27 protein-coding genes are annotated in these 21881 nt (G+C 51.0%); 2 read left to right on the forward strand and 25 right to left on the reverse strand.

Annotated elements, in window-relative coordinates; all coding sequences use genetic code 11:
- Positions 1-3: 3 nt before the first annotated feature.
- The 11 genes from INP79_RS05935 to INP79_RS05985 all read right to left on the reverse strand — a co-directional run bounded on the left by INP79_RS05935 (position 4) and on the right by INP79_RS05985 (position 12621).
- The gene (locus INP79_RS05935) at positions 4-2247 is read right to left on the reverse strand and encodes an EAL domain-containing protein (RefSeq protein WP_228519731.1); all 2244 of its coding nucleotides are present in this window, start codon (positions 2245-2247) and stop codon (positions 4-6) included.
- Positions 2248-2328: 81 nt separating this feature from the next.
- Positions 2329-3534 (reverse strand): cation:proton antiporter, encoded by a 1206-nt coding sequence (locus tag INP79_RS05940; protein ID WP_194753319.1) that lies wholly within the window; start codon positions 3532-3534, stop codon positions 2329-2331.
- 198 nt (positions 3535-3732) lie between these two features.
- Positions 3733-5304 (reverse strand): diguanylate cyclase, encoded by a 1572-nt coding sequence (locus INP79_RS05945; protein ID WP_228519732.1) that lies wholly within the window; start codon positions 5302-5304, stop codon positions 3733-3735.
- Positions 5305-5469: 165 nt separating this feature from the next.
- Positions 5470-5718, reverse strand: coding sequence for a hypothetical protein (locus tag INP79_RS05950; RefSeq protein WP_194753320.1), 249 nt, complete (start codon positions 5716-5718; stop codon positions 5470-5472).
- Positions 5719-5767: 49 nt separating this feature from the next.
- The gene (gene lysM, locus INP79_RS05955; protein WP_194753321.1) at positions 5768-6265 is read right to left on the reverse strand and encodes a peptidoglycan-binding protein LysM; all 498 of its coding nucleotides are present in this window, start codon (positions 6263-6265) and stop codon (positions 5768-5770) included.
- Between the two features lie 93 nt (positions 6266-6358).
- Positions 6359-6961 carry a membrane integrity-associated transporter subunit PqiC gene (locus tag INP79_RS05960; protein WP_228519733.1) on the reverse strand — a complete coding sequence of 201 codons (603 nt, stop codon included), beginning with the start codon at positions 6959-6961 and terminating at the stop codon, positions 6359-6361.
- A 12-nt stretch (positions 6962-6973) separates the two neighbouring features.
- Entirely contained in the window at positions 6974-8647 is a 1674-nt protein-coding gene (gene pqiB, locus INP79_RS05965) for an intermembrane transport protein PqiB (protein WP_194753322.1), read from the reverse strand.
- Entirely contained in the window at positions 8634-9914 is a 1281-nt protein-coding gene (locus INP79_RS05970) for a paraquat-inducible protein A (protein WP_194753323.1), read from the reverse strand. Before INP79_RS05970 ends, pqiB begins: the two co-directional genes overlap by 14 nt.
- A gap of 140 nt (positions 9915-10054) precedes the next feature.
- Positions 10055-10189 carry a DUF2474 family protein gene (locus INP79_RS05975; protein ID WP_194753324.1) on the reverse strand — a complete coding sequence of 45 codons (135 nt, stop codon included), beginning with the start codon at positions 10187-10189 and terminating at the stop codon, positions 10055-10057.
- The gene (gene cydB, locus INP79_RS05980) at positions 10189-11190 is read right to left on the reverse strand and encodes a cytochrome d ubiquinol oxidase subunit II (RefSeq protein WP_194753325.1); all 1002 of its coding nucleotides are present in this window, start codon (positions 11188-11190) and stop codon (positions 10189-10191) included. Before cydB ends, INP79_RS05975 begins: the two co-directional genes overlap by 1 nt.
- On the reverse strand, positions 11191-12621 hold the full coding sequence (locus INP79_RS05985) for a cytochrome ubiquinol oxidase subunit I (RefSeq protein ID WP_194753326.1): 1431 nt from the start codon (positions 12619-12621) through the stop codon (positions 11191-11193).
- 271 nt (positions 12622-12892) lie between these two features.
- Here INP79_RS05985 and INP79_RS05990 point away from each other — a divergent pair, with 271 nt between their 5' ends.
- Positions 12893-13237, forward strand: coding sequence for a helix-turn-helix domain-containing protein (locus INP79_RS05990; RefSeq protein WP_194753327.1), 345 nt, complete (start codon positions 12893-12895; stop codon positions 13235-13237).
- On the forward strand, positions 13227-14468 hold the full coding sequence (locus INP79_RS05995) for a HipA domain-containing protein (RefSeq protein WP_194753328.1): 1242 nt from the start codon (positions 13227-13229) through the stop codon (positions 14466-14468). Before INP79_RS05990 ends, INP79_RS05995 begins: the two co-directional genes overlap by 11 nt.
- Positions 14469-14793: 325 nt before the next feature.
- Here the strand turns inward: INP79_RS05995 and INP79_RS06000 are convergent, their stop codons facing one another.
- From INP79_RS06000 to INP79_RS06065, 14 genes are all read right to left on the reverse strand, one after another.
- A complete protein-coding gene (locus tag INP79_RS06000; RefSeq protein WP_194753329.1) occupies positions 14794-15891 on the reverse strand; it encodes a tyrosine-type recombinase/integrase in 1098 nt (365 codons plus the stop codon).
- Between the two features lie 26 nt (positions 15892-15917).
- Positions 15918-16118, reverse strand: a complete 201-nt coding sequence (locus INP79_RS06005) for a hypothetical protein (protein ID WP_194753330.1) — start codon at positions 16116-16118, stop codon at positions 15918-15920.
- On the reverse strand, positions 16118-16354 hold the full coding sequence (locus tag INP79_RS06010; RefSeq protein WP_194753331.1) for a DUF4224 domain-containing protein: 237 nt from the start codon (positions 16352-16354) through the stop codon (positions 16118-16120). The genes INP79_RS06005 and INP79_RS06010 overlap by 1 nt, the downstream gene beginning before the upstream one ends.
- A 9-nt stretch (positions 16355-16363) precedes the next feature.
- A complete protein-coding gene (locus INP79_RS06015; protein WP_194753332.1) occupies positions 16364-16561 on the reverse strand; it encodes a hypothetical protein in 198 nt (65 codons plus the stop codon).
- Positions 16562-16571: 10 nt separating this feature from the next.
- The gene (locus INP79_RS06020; RefSeq protein WP_228519735.1) at positions 16572-17069 is read right to left on the reverse strand and encodes a class I SAM-dependent methyltransferase; all 498 of its coding nucleotides are present in this window, start codon (positions 17067-17069) and stop codon (positions 16572-16574) included.
- On the reverse strand, positions 17066-17341 hold the full coding sequence (locus INP79_RS06025) for a hypothetical protein (protein ID WP_194753333.1): 276 nt from the start codon (positions 17339-17341) through the stop codon (positions 17066-17068). The genes INP79_RS06020 and INP79_RS06025 overlap by 4 nt, the downstream gene beginning before the upstream one ends.
- Complete coding sequence (locus tag INP79_RS06030; protein WP_194753334.1) at positions 17338-17757, reverse strand: hypothetical protein; 420 nt, start codon at positions 17755-17757, stop codon at positions 17338-17340. Before INP79_RS06030 ends, INP79_RS06025 begins: the two co-directional genes overlap by 4 nt.
- Positions 17754-19556: a DNA cytosine methyltransferase gene (locus INP79_RS06035; RefSeq protein ID WP_194753335.1), complete on the reverse strand. Its 1803-nt coding sequence runs from the start codon at positions 19554-19556 to the stop codon at positions 17754-17756. Before INP79_RS06035 ends, INP79_RS06030 begins: the two co-directional genes overlap by 4 nt.
- Entirely contained in the window at positions 19549-19806 is a 258-nt protein-coding gene (locus INP79_RS06040; RefSeq protein WP_194753336.1) for a hypothetical protein, read from the reverse strand. The genes INP79_RS06035 and INP79_RS06040 overlap by 8 nt, the downstream gene beginning before the upstream one ends.
- The gene (locus INP79_RS06045) at positions 19803-20501 is read right to left on the reverse strand and encodes a mitochondrial large ribosomal subunit protein bL28m (protein ID WP_194753337.1); all 699 of its coding nucleotides are present in this window, start codon (positions 20499-20501) and stop codon (positions 19803-19805) included. Before INP79_RS06045 ends, INP79_RS06040 begins: the two co-directional genes overlap by 4 nt.
- Entirely contained in the window at positions 20498-20962 is a 465-nt protein-coding gene (locus INP79_RS06050) for a hypothetical protein (protein ID WP_194753338.1), read from the reverse strand. Before INP79_RS06050 ends, INP79_RS06045 begins: the two co-directional genes overlap by 4 nt.
- A gap of 133 nt (positions 20963-21095) precedes the next feature.
- Positions 21096-21380, reverse strand: coding sequence for a hypothetical protein (locus tag INP79_RS06055; RefSeq protein WP_194753339.1), 285 nt, complete (start codon positions 21378-21380; stop codon positions 21096-21098).
- Positions 21380-21706, reverse strand: coding sequence for a hypothetical protein (locus INP79_RS06060; RefSeq protein ID WP_194753340.1), 327 nt, complete (start codon positions 21704-21706; stop codon positions 21380-21382). Before INP79_RS06060 ends, INP79_RS06055 begins: the two co-directional genes overlap by 1 nt.
- Entirely contained in the window at positions 21699-21878 is a 180-nt protein-coding gene (locus INP79_RS06065) for a hypothetical protein (RefSeq protein ID WP_194753341.1), read from the reverse strand. The genes INP79_RS06060 and INP79_RS06065 overlap by 8 nt, the downstream gene beginning before the upstream one ends.
- Positions 21879-21881: the final 3 nt, after the last annotated feature.

The raw sequence follows: 21881 nt of genomic DNA on the forward strand, positions 1-21881 counted from the left end.
GGATTAGCGGCTGTTTATAAATGCTTCAAACGCGTGTGCAGGCAGCGGCTTAGAGAACAAATATCCTTGTACTTCATCACAGCCGGATTCACGCAAATGCTTGAGCATGGCTTCATCTTCTACGCCTTCGGCGATCACTTCTAAATTCAAGGTATGTGCCATCTGCACAATGGCGCGCACAATGGCGGCGTCGTTGGGGTCGGTGTTGATATCACGCACAAACGATTGGTCGATTTTGAGGCGGTCGATATTGAATCGTTTGAGGTAGGCGAGGCTGGAGTAGCCGGTGCCAAAGTCGTCGATGGCGAGTTTCACACCTAGTTGTTTCAGCACATCGAGTTGGGCAAGCAGGTGGTCTATGTCTTCGAGCAAAATAGACTCAGTGAGTTCGAGTTCTAGCAGGCGTGGTTCAAGGCCGGTTCTTTCCAGGGCTTTGATAATCACTTTATCAAGGTTGCCGCGGCGGAATTGCACGGCCGAGACGTTGACGGCAATGCTGAGCGGTGGCAGGCCGTTCTTTTGCCATTCCATGGCCTGGCGGCAGGCTTCTTCTATCACCCACTCACCAATCTCGACAATCAGGCCGGTCTGCTCGGCAATGGCGATAAATTGTGCCGGGGGTTGCATGCCGTTGTGCGGATGACGCCAGCGGATCAGCGCTTCGGCGCCAATGACTTGCGCGCTGCTGAGGTTGATTTGCGGCTGGTAATGTAGCTCAAACTGGTGGTGGGCGAGGGCTTCGCGCAGGCCGTAGGCGATGTTGAGGTAGTGCAGGCTGTCAGTATTCAGTTTCTCAGTAAAGAAACGGGCCGTGTTACGGCCTTCTTCTTTGGCTTGCGACATGGCTTTACGCGCGCGGCCAAACAGCTTTTCAAAGTCGTTGCCATCGGTGGGGTAGACGGCGACACCGACTGAGCAGGAGGTGGAAATATTGTTACCGGCAAAGGCAAATGGTGATGAGATTTCGTTGAGCAGCGTATCTACAATATAGCTGATGGACTCATCATCGTGCATATGATTGAGCAGGATGATGAATTCATCGCCGCCGTGGCGGCAGATGCTGTCAGTCTCGCGCAAACAGGCTTTAAGGCGCTCGGCAAAAAGTCTCAGCAGCTTATCGCCCGAGGCATAGCCCAGTGAGTCATTGAGAAACTTGAAGTTATCCAGGTTGAGCGCGAGTACGCCAATGTTGCTATTGGCCGTAGCCGCCATGGAAATGGCGTTTTCCAGCCTGTCGCGGAACAGGGTAATGTCTGGCAGGCCGGTCAGGGCGTCATGTGAGGATAAATACTGAATCTCTTTTTGTGCCGACTTAAGGTCACTGATATCACTGAAGGTGCCTACGTAATGCGTGACTTCTCCGGCGGTATTTTTGACTTCAGTGATCGAGAGCCACTCGGGGAACACTTCGCCGTTTTTGCGCCGGTTCCAGATTTCACCGCGCCAATGGCCAAAGTTGGTGACGCTCTCCCACAGGTTGCGGTAGAAACCTGCATCGTGCAGGCCGGAGGAAAGGACTTTAGGCGTTTTGCCCTTAATGTCATCCAGGGTAAAGCCTTGCATCTTGGTAAATGCCGGATTCACAGACAAAATCACCTGGCGTACATCGGTCACCATAATGCCTTGCTCGCTGCCTTCGAACACTTTTTCGAATTGACGCAGGCTCTCTTGTGATTTATTGCGGTTGAGCACGATCCCTATGATGGCTGAGCCGATTTCTAGCAGCATGCGGTGAAACTGGCCGGGCTCACGGTGCTCAAAGCTGGAGAGGGCGAAGGTACCAATGACCTTGTTTTCGGCGGAGAAAATCGGGATAGACCAGCAGGACCTGACGTCAAACTCATAGGCCAGGTGGCGGATATCTTGCCAGCGTTCGTCGGTAAAGGTATTGCTGACATATTGCACTTTTTGCTGGTAAATCACGTTGCCGCAAGAGCCGCCCCCTGGGCTGGGGCGCAAACCGTTAATTTTGTGGATTTGTGCCAGGGTAAGGCTGGGTGCGGCGTAGACGTTGAGAAATTCGTTATTGTCATCCATCAGCATGACAGAGCTGAAGGCATTGGTGAGCAGGTTTTCGGCCAGGCGGCAGATTTGGTTGATCACTTCCATGTGATCTGCGCCGCGTGCGACTGACTCCAGGATGGCGCGTTGTAAGGTGAGCAGCTGGTTTTGCTCCGCAATAGACAGCGGCCCGCTGTCTATTGGGTTGACATGTTGAACCGATGAAGCATTAGGGTGTGCGCTCAAAGGAGTATCCAGTCTTTTATAGAATGGTTTGTTTGCTAATTAGTGTTCCCTTTTTGTCAATTGATGTCAATAGGTTTGATGTTAGCGGGTCTGGTTTTCCAGTTGCGGCATCACCCATTTGCGGAACATCAGTGGCGTAATCATAGTGGTCACCACGCCCATCAGCACCAGCACCGAGAACAGATCCTGGCCAATAAAGCCGCGGTCGTAGGCGATGCTGGCAATAACCAGTTCCATGACGCCACGGCCATTGAGGATAAAGCCTATGCCCAGTGAGTCGCTTTTAGAGAGGCCGATGAGGCGGCCACCCAGCCAGCCAGCGAGGATTTTGGTCACGATAGACACGGCGAGCACGACCGCGACAAACCAGAATGAGTCGATGACTTGCATTTTGAACTCCAGGCCAAGGTAGGCAAAAAATACCGGTGCCAAAAATCCACCTGTAATTGAGCTCAGGGTTAACTCGAGCTCTTTGTAGCGAGCGGGCAGGAAGAACTTGCGGTCTATGAGCAAGGCCCCAAAAAAAGCGCCAATGACAAAGTGGAAGCCCAGCGCCGCACTGACCGAGCCGAATATCAGTACCAGCAGCAATAGCAGGCCGAAGAGGGCTTCGTTGCCTATCAATTCCACCAGTTTTTCTGACCACTGGTCTATGCTGATGCCTTTTTCAATGACTTTTTTAATCAGCAAGCTGACGCTGACAATGAGTACAATCAGCAGGATCAGCTTCCAGCTGGCATGGAAAATAGCACCGCCCACGGCCTGGTAGGATTTTTGTTCTGGCAGGTTAAGAATCACGCCCAACACCAGCAGGGCAGCAATATCATTAAAAATAGCGGTAGCGACCGAGTAGCGCGCGATGTTGGAGTCCAGTAATTTAAAGCTCTGCAAGATGCTGACGGTGACTGGCAGTGCCGTAATCGACACGCACAAGCCGAGAAAAATCGTGCGGCTGACATCGAGGCCAAAGCCTATGCCCACCAGGATGCCACCGGTGAGTGGTAGTAAAAATCCTAGCAGGGCAATGACCACGCCTTTGCCGCGCATGGAATCGATCACTTCCTTGAAGTTCATCTCCAGACCTGCAGAAAGCACGATCAAAAACACGGCGAACTCAGAGATGCCTGATAGCGCCGGGGTTGGCGCAATCAGGTTGAGAATGCTGGGGCCCAGAATCACCCCGGCCAGCATTTCACCAATAATCGCCGGTTGGTTAAAGCGGCTGAATACCTGGCCTAGCAGGCGGGCGGTGACGATGAGGATAAGCAGGGTAGTCAATAAAGGCATGATTCTCTCTTTGTTTTGTTACCAGACAGCCGCCAGCGTTGGATGGTTCTGCATGTGGGGACGCACAATAAAAATACATTCATGAATGTATAATTATTTAGAGTGTAAATCATTTATACAGGCAATGGCACGCCTGGTTTGTAAAAAAAACAGGTGATTCAACGCTGAGGAAGGTAAAGTAGAGTGGCGCTGTCAGCCTTAGTTGGCGAGCACTTGTATCATTTCTTTGCGGTTTTTGCGCGAACGTTTGTTGGCGTACATGCGTTTGTCGGCAATGCGCATCAGTTCTTCGGTATTGCTGGCTTCATGGGCAAAGACGACGCCCATGCTGGCGCCAGCGCTGACAAACCCTTCTTTCTGCATTTGCAGATGTGTGTATTCAAGCTGATGCTGGCACCACTCCACATCATCCTCATGGCACACGATGGCAAATTCATCGCCACCCAGGCGATATAACTGGCCGTGGATATCCAGTTTTTTGGAGAGGATCTGGCTGAAGCTTTTTAATAAATGATCGCCGGCCTCGTGGCCGAAATGGTCGTTCACATACTTAAGGTTATCCATGTCTAGAAACATCAAGCAACCATGCTCTGGAAACTGTAGCATTTGGTTCTCAAGCGCGTGCCGGTTCGGCATCTCCGTGAGCCTGTCTGTCATGGCTAATGAGCGTGTGCTTTGCAGTTCAGCCAGCATGTGCTCTTTTTCTTTATGCAACCGGTTAATCTGGAAAGCAACCAGTAGTGAGAGCATGATGGCTTCCACCGCAACGGCGATCAGGCCGAGTTGTTCTATAGTCCAGGCGTTGGAAGTCAGGCGTTCTGCCGTGATGGATAATCCCCCCAGTACACCAAAAACGGTGATGGCAATCAGGTAGAGTTGGGCAATGCGGTGTTTTTTCAAACTGAGCCTGATGCCACAGATCAGGCCAAATGTCAGGAAAATGGCCACGCCAAATCTATCCATTTCCAGCATCCAGTTAGGGAAGATCATGGCTGTGACCAGCAGGGCCAGCAGTGCGGTGCGGGCTAGCAGGGACAGATGGTAAAGCTTGGGATGGTGCAACGGGTTGATGCCCAGCAAGTGGCAGACAAAGCTGACATAAGCCAGGTTGGAGAACAGAATAGGCAAGCTGGTGAGGTAGAACCAATGCCATTCAAACAACTGTTTAAAGGCACCCAGCGCCGCACTTTGGAAAACCAGGTTGCCGAGGATAAACAGGGCGTACATACGCTCGGTCGCATGGCCGGGGGCGGCGCCTATTGCTGCATAATAGGTGAAGATACCTAATAGCACACCGAGCAGCAACAGGCTGGTCGCGCTGGTGAAGTTGACCTGCTGCTGGTAGCTGGCCAGTTCAGAGACAAACACTTCAGGTTGTGCCAGATAATAAGGAGATTGCAGCCAGGTGATCAACCGGTAAGTACCAGGCGTCAGGTGAATAATACGGCCATGCCTGAGCATGAAAGGATCGCTTTCCGGACTGCTTAAACCACCTTTGATAATGCTGGTTTGTTGGTTGCTGTCGGTGATTTCATGTTGAAAATGCGCGATGGTCGAGGTGTTTTTGAAGTCAATCACATACTGGTTTGCATGTGAAATCCTCAACACGCTTTGGCAGACGAATTTACCGCCTTGCAGCGGAATGCTGGCAACAATCACCCCTTTGCTGTTCATGCAGGTCGTGCCAAGCAGGGTCGGCGCGGCTGCTGAGGCCTGCGGCATCAGGGAAACCCATAACGCAATCAGCATCCAGAATAAGAAACGTTGCAAGCCTATTGTCCAGTAAAGTATCAAATCTCGACGCAGTGTACATGAAACATTCCGTAGGGCGGACGTGAGTAAGCATTAAATAAGGCAAAGAATTACTAACTAACGTGTGGCAAATAGCCAATAAAAAACCCGCATAAATGCGGGTTGCAGGCAGGCTAAAAATGCTTATTTATCTTCGACAGCGGCTTTCGCTGCGTCTGCCGTTTCTGCGGCTTGCTGCTCAGCGGCAGCCGCTGCTTCCTTCGCTGCCTTGACTGCGTCGGCTGCGGCATCTTTGGCTTCGCTGGCCGCTGTGTCGGCATGTTCTTGTGCAGATTCAATGGCTTGTTCAATCTGTGGCTCTTTGTCACTGCAAGCCACCAACAGCGTGCTGCTCAAGGTAGCAATCAGTAATAAACGAATGAATGATGACATAGTCGTGTCCTTTATAAGATGAGTGGTTGGCTATTGTGATGTGAGATGTTTAATCTGGGATACGCAAGACCTGGCCAGGATAGATTTTGTCTGGATGGTTGAGCATAGGGCGATTGGCCTCAAAAATTTTCATATAGCTATTGGCATTACCATACATTTCTTTGGCGACTTTAGACAAGGTATCCCCTTTCACCACCGTGTAAAACCTGGCTTCAGGTGCTGGGCTAGGCACATGCAGCTGGTCTTGCACCGCTTCAACGCCTGCGACATTGCCGCAGCACAGCAGGATTTTTTCTTTATTTTCTTGCGTATCAATATTGCCTTGTACGATCACGGTGCCACTGGCGCCATCAAACTTCACATCATAGCCGGTGGTCGGTAAATTGTTTTTGGCAATATAGCTTTGAATGGCTTTGGCCGCGGCCGCGTTAGCCGCGTCAACGTTTACCGGGGTAGGTGCCTTGCTTGCTGTTTCCTGCGCAGCTTTGGCTTCTCCGGCGCCAAACAGTTTTTCACCTGCTTCTTTGATAAAAGAAAATAATCCCATCACTTGCTCCTGACTTGTTATTTTATGAAAAGAAATTTCATCATAGCAAATTGGCGCCGCGGTCACTACCCGTTGAGCTTAAAAATGTCGTTGCTAGGGCAAAGTTTGTAACTGGCTGGCAATTTGGTCACTCAGCAGGTCCAGATCCTGGCCCAAGGCACGTACCAAGGCTGGATAACCGTTTTCAGCCAACGGTGTGCTGAACTTGAATGCCCGGCTGGGGCCTGCCACCTGATTGGCGCTGATAAGTTGCCATTGCCCGCTGAGGACTGCATAACCGCGCATCTGCCCGTGAAACTGCTCTATGGTCAGGTGCAGGGTGTTGGCGGCGGGCAAGCCAGGTTGCGGGTCAACCACAAGGGTATTTCCTAATCGGCTGGCGAGGCGTGCGCGCAGGCCGCGTCGTAACTCCTGCGACAGGTTGTCTACCCAAAGATGGTCACGTGCTGGCTGCATGGTGATATCGTCGGTCTGGATGATGATGCGGTCTGTATCCAGGTAATCGGCCAACTGGAGACGGCCAAGTGCGAGGGTGCGCGTCAGTGTGGGCGTTTGCGTGGTGGCAGGCTGCGGCGTTGTTACTTCCGGCAGGCTGTAACGTTCGGTTTTCACTGGCGGGTTTGATTTGAAGCAGCCGCTTAAGCTGAGTCCCAGCAATACCGCCAGCCCCAATCGTAATTGTATTTTTTTTGTCATCAGTCGCGTTCCTTACGGGGCTGCCGGCGCCATTGGCACTGGGTCGTTAGCTGGTTTGCGGTCAAACAGGATGGCATTTGGCTGCTCATTCAAGGTGCGCGCCAGCGGCTGGATATCACGCAAGGCTTTATCCAGGCGTTGCAGGGTGGTGGTGAGTTCCTGATACGCAGGCGATTCTGGCGACAAGCCTTTCAATGTCGTGCGCAGGTCCTGCATGGTCTGGTTGATATTGGCAGGCATCTGCTGCAAGTCAGGCTGGCTGAGCAGTTGGTTCACTTGCTGGCTCAGGGCACGGATTTCCTGCATGGTTTTTTCAGACTGCTGCAGGTTTTTATCCAGGCCGGACAAGACCGGTTCGACTTTCAAACCATTGAGTTTATCCAGCAGGTCAGACAGTTTTTGTTCAATCTGGGCCAGGTTAGTCGAGGTGGTTGGCATCACTGGCAAGCCTTCAAAGCGCTCGCGCTTGTAAGCCTTAGGGCCGTGTCCGTCCATATTGAGGTCAACAAATACCGAGCCCGTAATCAGGTTGCCGGATTTAAGGGTGGCATGCAGGCCACGCTGCAACATCTGCGCGATGCGGGTTTTCCATTCTTCCAGGTCAGCCTTGTCATTATCGGCCAGGCGGCCAGGTTCCAGGTGGATCAACACCGGGATGGCGTAACGGAAGTCTTTTTTACGTTCTGGCGAGTTAAATTTCCACGGCACATTCATCACCGTGCCCACACGCAAGCCGCGGAATTCTACCGGCGCGCCTTTGGATAGGCCGCGTACGGTGTCATCTACCAGTAGTACATATTCCAGGTATTGGTCGTAGGTTTGCTGGCGTGCCGCCTCTTCATTGGCAAACAGTTCAAAGGTGGCCTCGGAGCGCACCGGTTTGCCCATCGGCCTGTCATCGATATGGCCGAAACTGACGCCACCTGCGATGAGGGACTCCACGGTTGGAATATTGGCCTTAAAGCCTTCGGAATCCAGTTTGACATCAATGCCCACGGTGGTCCAAAAGCGTGTGTTGTCGGTGACCAGCACATCGTAAGGATGTTCGACAAAGAGTTCATGTTGCATCTGGCGTTGCTTGGGGTCAAACGTGGCACTGACCACACGGCCTACGCGCAAGCCCTGATAACTCACCGGATCACCTACGCGCAAAGAGTTTCCGACTTTGCCGATCAGGTTGACGTGCACACCCTGGGCACCATTGAGTGAAATCGGCGGTTGATCCAGCACGGTGAACTGGTCGGTCTCTTCCTGGCTTTTGCCCGGTTGGAGTTGAATATAAGACCCGGAAATCACCGTATTCAGGCCGCTGATGCCTTCTAGCCCGATGCGTGGTTTGACCACCCACAACTGGGTGTCTTTGACCAGCATGGGCTGTGCTTTAGGCGTAATGCGCGCCAGCACTTCAATATGGGTGAGGTCTTCTGACAGCGTGACTTGTTCGACCAGGCCGATATCTACGCTATGCACCTTGATTTTGGTTTTGCCTGCCTCTATGCCCTCGGCATTGGTGAGTGACAGGGTGATTTGCTTGCCCGCCTTGGTGTAGTTGTCGTAAATGAGCCACAAGCCGATGAGCAGGGCGACGATAGGGACGATCCAGATGGGTGACAGCCGTGCCTGTTTGCTGACTTTGGCCAGCAGCTGGGTATTTTCTTGGGAATTCTCTTGATTATTCTCGGTCATGCGTGTTTCCTTGGGTGTCCCAGAGCAGGCGCGGGTCAAACGCCATGGCAGCCAGCATGGTGGTAATCACCACCGCGCAAAAAGCGAGTGCGGCCGGGCCAGGCAATACTGACATCAGGTTGCCTGATTGTATCAAGGCCACCATGATGGCGACGACAAATACATCGACCATGGACCAGCGGCCTATGAGTTCTGTCAGGCGGTAAAGCCTGGTTTTTTGCTGTGCACTGAGTGGGCCTGGATGTTGTGCCAGGCAGGTGAGTAAGACCAGTATGAGCATTTTAATAATCGGCACCAGTACGCTGGCGACAAAAATGACCACCGCAATCGGCTCTGAGCCATGTTGCCATAGCTCCAGCATGCCGCCAATAATGGTGGACGAGTGTGTCTGTCCCAATGAAGTGGTGATCATCATCGGGTAAGCATTGGCGGGGATGTAGAGCACTGCGGCGGTGATTAATAATGCCCAGGTAAACTCCAGGCTGTTGGGCTTGCGCATATGCAGGGTGCTGCCACAGCGGTTACATGCATAAGTCGTTGCTGTCGTAGAGGCGGGGAGGGTGTTGATTAAGCCGCAAGTAGTGCAACCGGTGGCATGTTGCTGTGCCGCATTGCTGCCGCAATGAATGCTGGTATCCGGCGGCGGCTCACCAGCCAGCCGGTACCATAACCAGTCAATATCGACTGAGCGCGTGGTCATCAGCAACAGCAGCGCAAACACGCAATAGGCCCAGAACGAAGCGCCAAGCTGCACTTCGCCAATGTCGGTCAACTTCACAAGGCTGACCAGCGCGGCCACCATAAACACATCGGCCATCATCCATGGGTGCAGGCGCGAAAACAGGCGCGCAATGACATCGCTGTAAGCGCGTGGCACCCTGCGCAGGACATTGGCCTGCATGAGGATCACCCCAATCAAATATAAGGCTGGCAAGACAAACGCAGTACAACTGACAATGAGTGCCACCAGCGGTTGATGCACATCAACCAAGGTGACGGCGGTCTGCGGCAGTTCAATCTGCGTATCCAGCCCGTTGGTGTCCATGCTGATAAATGGGAAGGCCACGGCGATGAGTAAAGTTAGTAATGCGCTTATGGCCAGCGCAATACTACGCTGTACCGGATGCAAATGGCGCCTGGCCAACACATGCCCGCAGCGTGGGCAACTGGCGTGCTCACCCGGGCGCAGCACGGGGATCGCACTCACCATGTCGCAGGCGCGACAGGCGCGTAATCTGCGCCATTTTGTATGTTGCTGGGTTGTCATGCCGATGGTCAAAGGTCGTTAATGATGGCTGCCTAGGTTAACGGGAGTCACTGTCATGGTAAACGGATTAGATTTGAACGAGCAAGAAAAATTCCGGCTTGCTGATGGCTGAGCTATCTGATTATTCGGCCGTACGCCTGTCAGGCATGAAAGCCTGCCATATACATCAATGCCTTAATCAACAGGCTGGCTAGGGCCAAGGCTGCGATGCTGACCAGCCAGATCCCGAAAAACCAACCCAGGCGTTTAAGCGCATGTTTTTGAGCGTGCGTCATTAATGGTAAGCCTCACCTTTATGCACTTTGCCGCGAAATACATAATAGCCCCAGGCGGTGTAGGCCAGAATAATCGGAATAATGATCACGGCGCCAATCAGCGCAAATTGCTGGCTTTGCGGCGGTGCGGCCGCGGCCTGTATGCTCATTTCTGGCGGGATAATATTCGGCCAGATGCTGATGCCTAGACCCGCATAACCGAGTAAAACCAGGCCTAGTGTATAAAGAAACGGGCTGGTTTCGGCCTTGGCCTTGAGTGCGCTTTGCAATTTGTAAAAGAAAAATATCACCAGCAATGGCACGGGCGATAGCCATAGCAGGTTGGGCATGGTAAACCAGCGCTCAGCGATGCGGCTATCCATCCATGGTGTCCACAGGCTGATGACGCCAATAATCACCAGCAATAGCAAAGAGATACGCTGGGATAACCTGATGCAAACCGCCTGCAGCTCGCCTGTGGTTTTAAAAATCAGCCAGGTGCTGCCCAGCAAAGCATACGTTACCAATAAGCCCAGGCCGGTAAAAACCGAAAACGGTGAAATCCAGTCCAGTGCACCGCCTGCGTAGGTCTGATTGACCATTTTAATGCCTTGCAAGTAAGCGCCCAGCGTCATGCCCTGGAAAAAAGTCGCTGCGATTGAGCCGCATAAGAACGCTTTGTCCCAAAAGTGTCTTTCCGTGTCTTTGGCTCTAAACCTGAACTCGAAGGCCACGCCGCGAAAAATCAATGCCATCAGCATCAACAGCAAGGGTAAGGAGAGGGCGCTTAAAATCACCGCATAAGCCAGTGGGAAAGCGGCCAGCAAGCCTGCACCGCCCAGCACCAGCCAGGTTTCGTTGCCGTCCCATACCGGGGCGACGGTATTCATCATCAGGTCACGGTCGTCTTTTTCTTTAAAGAAAAGATAGAGGATACCTATGCCCAGATCAAAGCCATCCATGATGATGTACATCATGATGCCGAACAGGATAATGATGGCCCACACCAGTGATAAGTCCATTTACTTTTCCTTTCCGGTCGCGGGGGATTGGGCATCAGGATGAAACTCTGGCGCCAGCGCAAAGGCATTCACGTCGTCCGGGTTCACCGAGATGGCATCCCCTTGCAGCGCTTCATCCGTTTTTGGCCCGATATTCACCAGCCGCAAGACATACAGCGTGCCCATGCCAAACACGGCCAGGTAAATAATGACGAACAAAGCCAAGGTCAGCCCGACTTCACTGGCGGTATGCGGTGTCACGGCATCTGCCGTGCGTAACACGCCATACACCACCCAGGGCTGGCGGCCGATTTCTGTGGTAAACCAGCCCGCCAGAATCGCAATCACCCCGGCAGGGCCCATGGCGGTGGCAAATGTGAGGAAAGGCTTATGTTGGTATAGCTGTTTTTTGTAACGTAACCATAATGAGGTGGCGGCCAGCAACATCATCAGCATGCCCAAACCAACCATGATGCGGAAGGTCCAGAAAATAATGGTGGCGTTAGGCCTGTCTTGCGGCGAAAAGTCTTTGAGTGCCGGGATCTGCGCAGTGAGCGAGTGGCGTAAAATCAAACTGCCTAACACGGGGATTTCTAAGGCAAAGTGATTCTTTTCCTGCGCCATGTCCGGCCAGGCTAATAGTATTAACGGTGTGGCTTCATCGCCTTTATTCTCCCAGTGCGCTTCAATGGCAGCAATTTTTGCTGGCTGGTGTTTCAGGGTGTTTAAACCATGCATGTCGCCCACCACCACTTGCAATGGCGCCAGCAGCAAAATCAACCATAATCCCATAGAGAGCATTTTGCGGACGCTGGCATTGTCTTTGCCACGCAGTAATTGCCAGGCGCCAGAGGCAACCACAAACAATGCCGTTGCCAGGTAAGCACCTATGACCATATGCACCAGCCGGTAGGGGAAAGAAGGGTTAAAGATGATCTTGAACCAGTCAACAGGAATCACTTTGCCATCGACCAATGTGAAGCCCTGTGGCGTATGCATCCAGCTGTTCGAGGCCAATATCCAGGTTGCCGAGACCAGCGTACCAATGGCCACCATCACGGTGGCTGCAAAGTGCAATGTGGGGCCAACCTTGTTCCAGCCAAACAACATCACGCCCAGAAATCCTGCTTCAAGAAAAAAGGCCGTCAGCACTTCATAAGCCAGCAATGGCCCGGTGACGCTGCCCGCGACGCTTGAAAACCCTGACCAGTTGGTGCCGAACTGATAGGCCATGACCAGGCCAGACACCACGCCCATGCCAAAACAGAGAGAAAATAGCTTCACCCAAAAATGATATAAGTCGAGATAAACCGTATTTTTGGTTTTTAACCAGCTTGCCTCCAGCACCGCCAGGTAACTGGCCAGGCCGATGGTGATCGCCGGAAACACAATATGAAACGAAATGGTGAACCCAAACTGGATTCTGGCCAAGGTCAATGCCAAATCAGACATACATATCCTTTTACATCACTGGCAATATTCGCATAGGCGTGACGTCACGTGCTTGCACTCACTTGCGTGGAAATTACTCGCCAGGAAATATTAACTCGCCGAGGAATATTATCAGCGTTGACTCGTATTGCTGGCAATAAGTTTTACGGGCGAGCTGGCTATTCCTGTGAATGATGCAAAATGCGGCCTAATCACGCTGCTTAAAAATGAATTGATTTCGTATAAAAACGCAATATAATGAACTTTAAGTCTATTAAATATTAATTTATTGATGTCTAAAAAAACAAATTCACTAGCGAGTGCTAACCCGGATGTGCTAAAGGCATTAGAAACGCTAGGCTTGCGCCTGCGTGCCAACCGCGTGGCTTTGGGCTGGACAGTGAAGGAGATGTCAACCCGCTTGCTCTGTTCACAGAATACTTACCGGGCGATTGAGACTGGCAAGCCTAGCGCGAGTGTGGGCATTATTGCCAATGCACTGTGGCTGTTTGGCCAATTGGACAGTCTGGAGGCTGTTGCGCCTGTCTCCGTGAGTGCTAGTGCGTCTATTCGCGCCAGAAAAAAACCTGGCGTAACCGATGCCGCATTCATTTCAGAGGACGAGCGTGATTTCTAATCGCACCATTTATATAGGCCTGGCTGCCAGGTTCGATACCGATGTCAGGCCCGCGGCGATTTTGAAACTGGCGCGCAGAGGCGTGATTGAGTCCAGCCAATTGGCTTATGGCACCGGATTTTTGGCGGCGCCTGATGCCTTTGCACTAAATCCACTACATCTACCGCTTAAAAATGAAGTCGTCAGCGTAGCCGAGCGTCGCGTGCGTGACGGTGGCGCGTTACCTTTGACTTTGTCTGACGCGTTGCCGGATGCCTGGGGGCGCAAAGTGCTGGAGTCCCAGCAGGGCCGTACCTTGGATGATATTGATGTATTGCTACTCACCAACGCCAATCGCGTTGGCGCAATGACTTTCGCCGAGACCTTGCCAATTCAACTGCAAGCAGCCGACAGTGAACTGTTTTCACTTGATGAAATGGCTGAGGCGGTCAAGCGACTAGAGGTCGCCATGGAGATACCGTTGCACCTGCGTCGACTGCTCAATAAAGGTGGCAGCCTGGGTGGGGCCAGGCCCAAAGCGGATTTCATTCACGATAATAAAAGGTGGATTGCGAAATTCCCGGCAAGCAGCGATGACCACGATGTAGAGTTGCTTGAGGCCGCCGTGCTAGCGTTAGCCGGACTGTGTGGCATAGACGTCTCACCGCACACACTGGCGTCCATACATCGCGGGCATGCCTTGTTGGTGCAGCGTTTTGACCGGGCTGGCACGGTGGATGACGAAACACGCATACATTACCTTTCGGCATCTGCGTTACTTAATGTCCCCTACAATTCAAATGGCGGCAGTTATATTGAATTCGCGCAGGTGATCAGGCAGATTTCGGCCAACCCCGAGCACGATTTAAATCAGTTGTACCGCAGAATGGTATTCAACCTCATCATCGACAATACCGATGATCACGTCAAAAATCATGGCATGCTGCATGTCAAAGGCAATCAATATCAACTATCACCCGCGTTTGACGTCGTCATGCAACTGACGAACGTGCATTACCAGGCGCTGGCTATTTTTCCCGGCAACAATCTTTCCAAGCTCAGCTTGGCCATACGTGCGGCTTCACATTTCGGTATTAACGAAAATATTGCCAAAGCAATCATTGACGATATTGAAGATAAAACGCGTCAACAGTTATTGCCTATTGTTGAAAGGTTAGGCGGCAGTGATATGCTGATGAAAAGAGTGCAGCAGTGTTTGGATCGGCAGATGGCTTTTATTCACGCGGAGTAGCTTGCGTGAAGCTGGGGTAAAGGTGGTCTTTTTAGAAAACCATTATTCAGTACGGCGAATAAAGCAAAAGGCCTTGCATTTCTGCAAGGCCTTTTTAATTTGGCTCCTCAACCTGGGCTCGAACCAGGGACCTACGGATTAACAGTCCGCACCGAGAATCCTTGTTATATATAGCTTTGATTACCTTTTTTGCTTCGCAATTATGACAAATAAGGCCAATTAAAACCGCTTAGACACTGGCTCTGCGAAGCAATTGCGAAGCAAAAAAGAGCCACAGGACGCTTTAAAAATAGTCCGGTGGCAAGATGGTATTACCTAAGGTGTTTTAAGAGGCGCGGGATATGATTGCGCTGCGGATTTTAGTGCTTGGAAGGGTGGGGGATACCTGTTGCCCACTTACTGACCTGACATATATCTCTGTTGTTTCAGGATCTGTATGCCCCAGTAGAGCCTGTGCGCGTTTGATATCCTCTTTCTCAAAGATATCGGTGGCTGATTTGGCCCGAAGGTCCCGGAACTGAAAGTTACGCAACACGGTCGCCATTTTTGGGTATTTGGTGATTACCTTTTTCCGAATCTTCCTGAAGCGCTGCGCGATTGCATCCTGTGTAATGCGTTTCCCTTTTTCATCACAAATCAAAGCCAGGCTGTAGACTGGATTTTTTCTTTTTCTTTCCAGTATCCGATCAATCACAATTTTTAAATCAGCCTCAACTCGCAAACGTAGTTTAGCCTTGGTCTTATTCTGCACAATATTCAAAAAACCGTCTTTTATGGCGGTTTCATCCATTTTGAAAACATCGGCAGGCCGTTGCCCTGATAAATATGCGATATCCATGGCGTCCCTCACTGGGTCGCATGCCATTTCGTATACGGCCAGATAGACATCATCATCGACGTAAACATCCCTGGCTTTCAGTTCAAACTTAGGTACACCCTCGCAAGGGTTGGGCTTATTGGTCAGACCTTTGCGCCTGGCATAATTCCAGGCGATAGATATCACCGAATGCTCATAATTTGCCCGGCGTTTTGATTCAGCGCCTCGCCATTCCATAAACTCTTGTATATGGCTGGCTTCGATGGTTTCTAATACTGCAGGCGGATCGTTGAAAAACTCAAGAATTTTAGGCTCACAGGCTTTATAGTCATCGCGGGTGCGCTCTGCCAGGTCCAGATACTTTCGAGATTTAAAGTAAGCCGTCAACGCATCTTTTAAAGTCAATACTGCAACATTCTCAGTATTAGTCTGTTTTGCATCGGCATACTTTTTGATCGCCTCATAATAATCATCGCCAAGCGATATCTCTTTGCGCTTATCGGTGCCAGTCTCAAGGTAATAATAGGTCTTTCCGCTGCGCTGCTTACGCTTGCGCATTCCCTTGGGGAGATTTAAGTTAACGGTAGGTATCCGAGCCATATCCATATTTTAATGTTATTAATTTTTAGGCATCAAGCGACGCGGTTCGCACGGAATTGCGCTGCGCATTCATCGCGCAGGGTTTGATAGTCCAGGTCGTATTTTTTCGCCAAGCCTTCGATGGCATCGGCCATCTGGTCAGTGGTGTACATACTCAGGATGTACCTAGCCACGCAACCGTAGCAATTGCCATCGGTTACCAGGCTAGATTTTTCACAAAACTCGCAAGCCATTATTGCGCTGCGCTCAACACGTTTGGCCGCCACGCAGCTTGTTTTATCGGCTGCGATTTTTCGTAGACTGAGCGCGGTACCAGTGGCCGGCCGAGTCTGCTTGTTGTGAATGGAATACTCATGCTGCGCAACACCTCGCACTGCAGCTGGTATTTGTTTTTATTGCCAGTACCGCGGCGAATCTCAGTGATTCGCTCGATATCGGAATCAGGCAAAAATGTGCTTACCTCTTCCATTATCAGCTCCTAAAAAGGTACGTCAAATTCACCGCAAGAATCATCGCCACTTACAACTGGCCAGCGTGCAGTAAATGACTCCTTTGCAATGCCGATATTTTTATTTTTATCATGTGCGGCGATGGGTGCATTCCTTCTGCACTCAAATAAGTTGTGACCATTTAATTCTTTTGAGTAAATACAAACTGAACATGTGTCATTAATCATGCTCTAATCCTCATCCGTTTTTAAAAATACCAGCCAATGCGTCAAACCCTTGCGGCCAGATAAATGCCCTAATAATGGCTGTCTGTCTGTCTGTCAGCCGGAGTACTTCGCTGACTTTTACTTGTGTTTCATTCCACTTAAATATCAACACGCCATCGTTTTTTAGGACGCGAAAACATTCGCTAAAGCCCTGTTTAATATCTTCCCGCCAGTTTTCAGAAAGTCGACCATACTTAGCAGCAAGCCAACTCTTAGGGCCAGCATGAATCAGGTGTGGCGGGTCAAACGTAACAAGGCTAAATGTGCAGTCATCAAACGGAATATTTCTGAAATCCATTTGAATATCAGGATCAATGATTAATGTCCGCTTGCCAGTCTTATTGCCTTTACTGTTGTCGGTTACCTCCAGAACTTCGCGGCGGCAATCGCCAAAAATCACTCGACTGTCCTGCTTATTTGCATAAAACATACGTGACCCGCAGCATGGATCTAGCGCTAATTCATTCATGCCAACTCCTCCGGCTCCTGCAATACCAACTGCAACCTGCCTACAAGTAGCTTTTCATGTTGGCTGAGTGGCTTGATCAATTCGGCGACTGTTCCCTCATAAAAGCTCATGCCATCAATCTGTGCGTATGCCTCGATAGTGCAGGCGCACTCAAAGCAGTACCAGGCACGTGTCACGTTGTTGTAGTAGTTGGCAGAGTTAGGCATCTGGCATGCGGTGCGATTGCAGTTTTGGCCTTGCTTGCCTTTGCCATCAGTGATTTGATAAGTCATGATTTGGCCTCTTCTAAAAACATAGGCAACTCAAATGCCTCATTGCGAACTGTGATAATTGCCTCTTCGCTGTAACCCCAAATATTGTCTTTCCATGTTTTAAAGTTAAGGTTAGGTAACCCTATAACAGCACGTGGTAGTAATTGACCTTTGGTTACATAGTCACGTAACCACTCGACAAGGCCTTTGAGGGTTCCACCATGGCTAAACCCGCTCCATCGTCCACAACCAAATCCAGTGTTGTGCGTGTAAATTGCTTTTTCGGTGTAGTCATCAATGAAGTAAACACGACCATTGCGAAGCTCCAGTCGCGCAAATCTTTGCTTAGATTGACTGTAAAAAAAACATCTCCCATGGCTGCCTATGATTTGAATTAGTTTGTTTGCATGCTCAAGCCTTTCTAATTTTCTACTCATGCCAAACCCTCCTGTGACAGTGACAACGCTACTGCCACCGGCCGCACCCATATTGGCGTTGCAGAAAGCACGAATGTCTCACCGCTCCAGGCCAGAAGCAGCGTAGTGCCCATGACTTCGGCAATGGCTTTGCCTGCTTTAGGTGGGACGGCGTTGCCGATGCGTTCACGCCATGCCTGGTCGCTCAGGCCTTCAAGCTCCAGAAACTCCTCCGGTTCGATGATGGATTGCAGCGCGGCCAGCTCTAGCGTGGTAAATGGTCTGTGCCAGGTGTCATCCAGTGCGCGGATCACACACACCATTTTTTCATCCACCGCCGGTAGTCTTGGGTCAGCCACGGACCAGCGACCGTTATCGTGGCCTGCCGCTGCACTCACGGCGCCGCAGTGTTCATCAAATGGCACTACACCATAATGGCCATTAGTCAGGTAATTGTCGCCTTTGCTGCGTTGATTTGTCGGCCGTGGGTCAGCCACGGCATAGGCGCCATTAGCATTTCCTGCAATCACGGCATGCGAAGTCTGCTCAAATTCTGCTGTGTGGTATTTTCCGTGCAGCTTTGCAGGATCCTCTCCACCACGTGGGTCAGCCACCGCAAACGCACCGCGACCAGTTGTGCTGGCTGCAATCACTGTATTGGCGTTTTTATCAAACGACGTGATGATGTACTTACCTTTGCCGCCAAAGCCTGTATGTGATCTAGGATCTGCGACGGAATATGTACCACCTCCCGGGGCCGATTGCGCGCTGACTGTACCGATGTGTTTATCAAAGGGCAAAACACCGTATTGGCTATATTCGTGGCCTTGATAGCGTGGGTCTGCAATTGAAAATGCGCCATTGCTTGGCATGCTGCGCCCGGCCACCGTTCCGGTGTGGTCTTCCCACTTGTTTACGCCCAAATAGCCGTGGTGAAACTCTGGCACAATCAGGTAATCGCGCAACACGCCATCCTCTACCGCCAGCTTATTCAGGCTGCGCCAGTCGCTGCCAGCCTCAACAAACGCTAGGCGCACCCATGTTTTCCATTGCAGGTTAGGGATGCGGTGCATTGGGCCGCCAGCTATATCGCCAGGAATAGGCATGCGGCCAAGTATCGTTCCCACTGATTGCAGGCTCTTTTTTTGTGGCTCGTATAAAAACGGAGGCACCTTTTCTGTTTGGCGTGCAACCAGTAAAAAGCGCTTACGGCTTTGTGCCAGGCCGCCCAGCTCACCACAATCGTGTGTAGTTTCTGCCACTGCATAGCCATACTGGCGCAACATGCTGGTGATCTGGTCCAGCAAGTGTCGCCCCCGGGTGGCAATGCGTGGCACGTTTTCAAACACAATCAGCTCAGGCAAGTCATCAGCCCAAGCCTCAAGCATCAGCCACACCCCGCGCAGGGTCAGGCGGTTAAGCGCCTGGTATTTGTCGCTTTTAGATTTGGTCTCATTCAGCAAGCCAGAGAACCCCTTGCAAGGCGCACTCAAAAAGATAATGTGCGGCCGCTGGTTACCCGCTGCGCGCTTGATATCGGCAGTTGTGGCCTCGCGCCAATGGCTATCCGGTTCACGGCCGTGAAAGGCAATATATTGGTCACGGTCAAACAGGTCCATGACAGTGCCATCCACACCAGTCAGGCGCTTAAAGTCCTTAATCGCGGCCGGGTCTACATCAATCCCGCCCAGGCATTCAAACTCGCCGACTAGGTTCCCCACCCGGGCACTGGCCTGGTTAAAGCCCTTGGCCCCGGCACCAAGGCCACAAAACATATGAAAGTGACGGATGGTTTTTTTAATTACTTTTGAGTTATTCATGATTGCCAACTTCCTTGACTGTAACTTTTGTATTATTGATTCGTTCATGAGTACTTGCCTGGAAGGGTTCGCTCTCCTTGGCTAATAATTCGAATCTAAGAGCCGCTTCTCTGAGAGTTTTTGCAGCGTTCTGGCATGCCTCTCTAGGGGACTTTGATCTATCTAAATCAATAGATATACCGTCATCTAAATCAATAATTGCTTGTGCAGACGATCCATTCAGTATTGCAAGTGAAATAAACAGTTTCATTTGAGGTCTCCAATTTCTATTTTTTCGAAGCTGATCACCCACACCCATGGGTTTTCGTCGACTAAGGCTTGCCCGTTAATGCTGGCAAACAGGTTTAAAAAATCTTGGCGGGGAACCCCTGGTTTTGAATGCACTTGAGAGCCATCAATTGCCCGGATGCAAGTTGCTGGGTAAAGTAATTTCTCCCCGGGATAAATCTTTAAATAAACCCCTTCCAGCACTGCATCGCCGTCAGTGATATCCAGCAATCTCTCAATGCGGATTTTTCTGATCTCCAGCCACAGGCGACAGGCGTATTTCGGCAGGTGTATGTTGGGCTTCCAGGTGCGACGGATGCCATCGCCTGAGTGCTCAAGGTTTACGCCAAGCGGGTCGTCGAGAAAATCAGCCATGTAGAAAAAATGGCAGTCTTCAGTCATTGGGCCATACGGAAAATTGCTGTGCTGGAAGTTTTCGCGCACCCAGAGTAAATCCCCGGGTTTACCGTATGGGCAATGCGGAAAACCGGTTTGAATAGAGCCATCACGGCTTCTAAACACGCGGCCGTCAAAATCCCAATAATCAGGTTTTTTGTTGAAGTACTCCAACCCATTCAGGCGACGTGTTTGCAGCTTCATTTCTGCCAGTACGGCATTGACCATGTATGGCTTGAAGAGCAGCGGGGTCTGTTTCTTTTCGGTTAGGGTAGCCATCATGCCGCCGCCTGTTCTGCCATTGGTTGCATATAAATCTGGATGCGAACCGCTCTGGCGATTTTTTCCCACTCTTTAAATGGGTGCTGATCGTAGTAGTCGCGTTGCAGCTTGTAGGCATGACGTGCAACGGTGACCAGGTCTTTTGATATCAGCTGGTTTGCATCGAGCGCGCGGCGGATGAGTTCAAACGGTGTATGCGTATCAATAGGCAGGCTCAGCTTGAGCGCGGCGTGTTTCCACATCATGATCCAGCCCTCAAGCGATGGCGTGACCTGGCAGCTCTCACCATTCACGCCCATAAATACCGGGATCCCATCAACTGCCAATAGCTCGCCGTTTTCGATGGATGTGAGAATGCGGTCAATGCCGTCAAAGGTTCGCCATTTTGTAAGATGGCGTGGCTCCTCAAGGGTGATCTCGATATAACCCTCTGTCAGTCGATAAGTATTAATGTTAGTCATTTGGTGGTCTCCAAAAATGTGTTAATAAAAAATCATTCCCCCGCACGTCGCCAGGCAACGCGCCAGTGATAACTAGTTGTGAATTTCAGCCAGATAAACCGAAAAGGCCGTTTTAGTTTTTTAATCAGGCGGTTCATGGTGCGTTCCACCCACCTAGTGGCAATACCAGCGGCCGTGTCACCTCAAGCAAGTGGTAGAGAGACACCACGCCATTGATGAGCAAGCCTAAAAGCGTAATCGCCGCCACTACATACATAATCCCGGTGAAAAGGCTGATATCGTTTTCATCCAGCGTGACCTCTATGCGTTCCTTAAGGCTCAACAGTGGCCGCATCAAGTTGCGTTTAAATCTACGTTTCGATAGCAGCATTCCGTCAGTGACTTCTGCCTCGGCGAATAGTCCGTTTTCATCACACATCACTCTTTCTCCTGTTCTTGCCACCAGAATGGTTTTTGTGTCTCCGCAGAGTTGGTGGCTGGTTTCTGCGATGGGGTAGGGGTGAGGCTCAGGCCACGCTTCATGATGGTGATCAGGTCGCGGCGCATATCCACGTACAGTGATTCCCATGAGCGGTTTTTGTAGGCGGTGGCAGAGCGGTCTGGAAACGTATCTTTAAGCCATTGTTTCCGCTGTGCCGGGGTAGCTTGGTTCCACTTTTCCTGCCAGCAGGTATCAAATGACTCATCACGGATAAACGGGTGGTCGTGCACGCTTTTGGCGACTGCATGGGTCTGGTTATGCATGTTTCACCACCTTCAAAGCTGGCTTAACCGATAAGGATGAAAACAGCGGCAAGTCGCAATTGCCTCTGGCAATCAACTCGGCAGATATCCCGTGGCGTGAAATGACATCGAGCGCACGTGGCTGGCCGTTGACCTGGTAGTTAACAACATAGTGACGCATGGGCTTAGGCATGAT

It is taken from the genome of Methylophilus sp. QUAN, assembly GCF_015354445.1.
In the GTDB taxonomy this organism is placed as follows: Bacteria; Pseudomonadota; Gammaproteobacteria; order Burkholderiales; family Methylophilaceae; genus Methylophilus.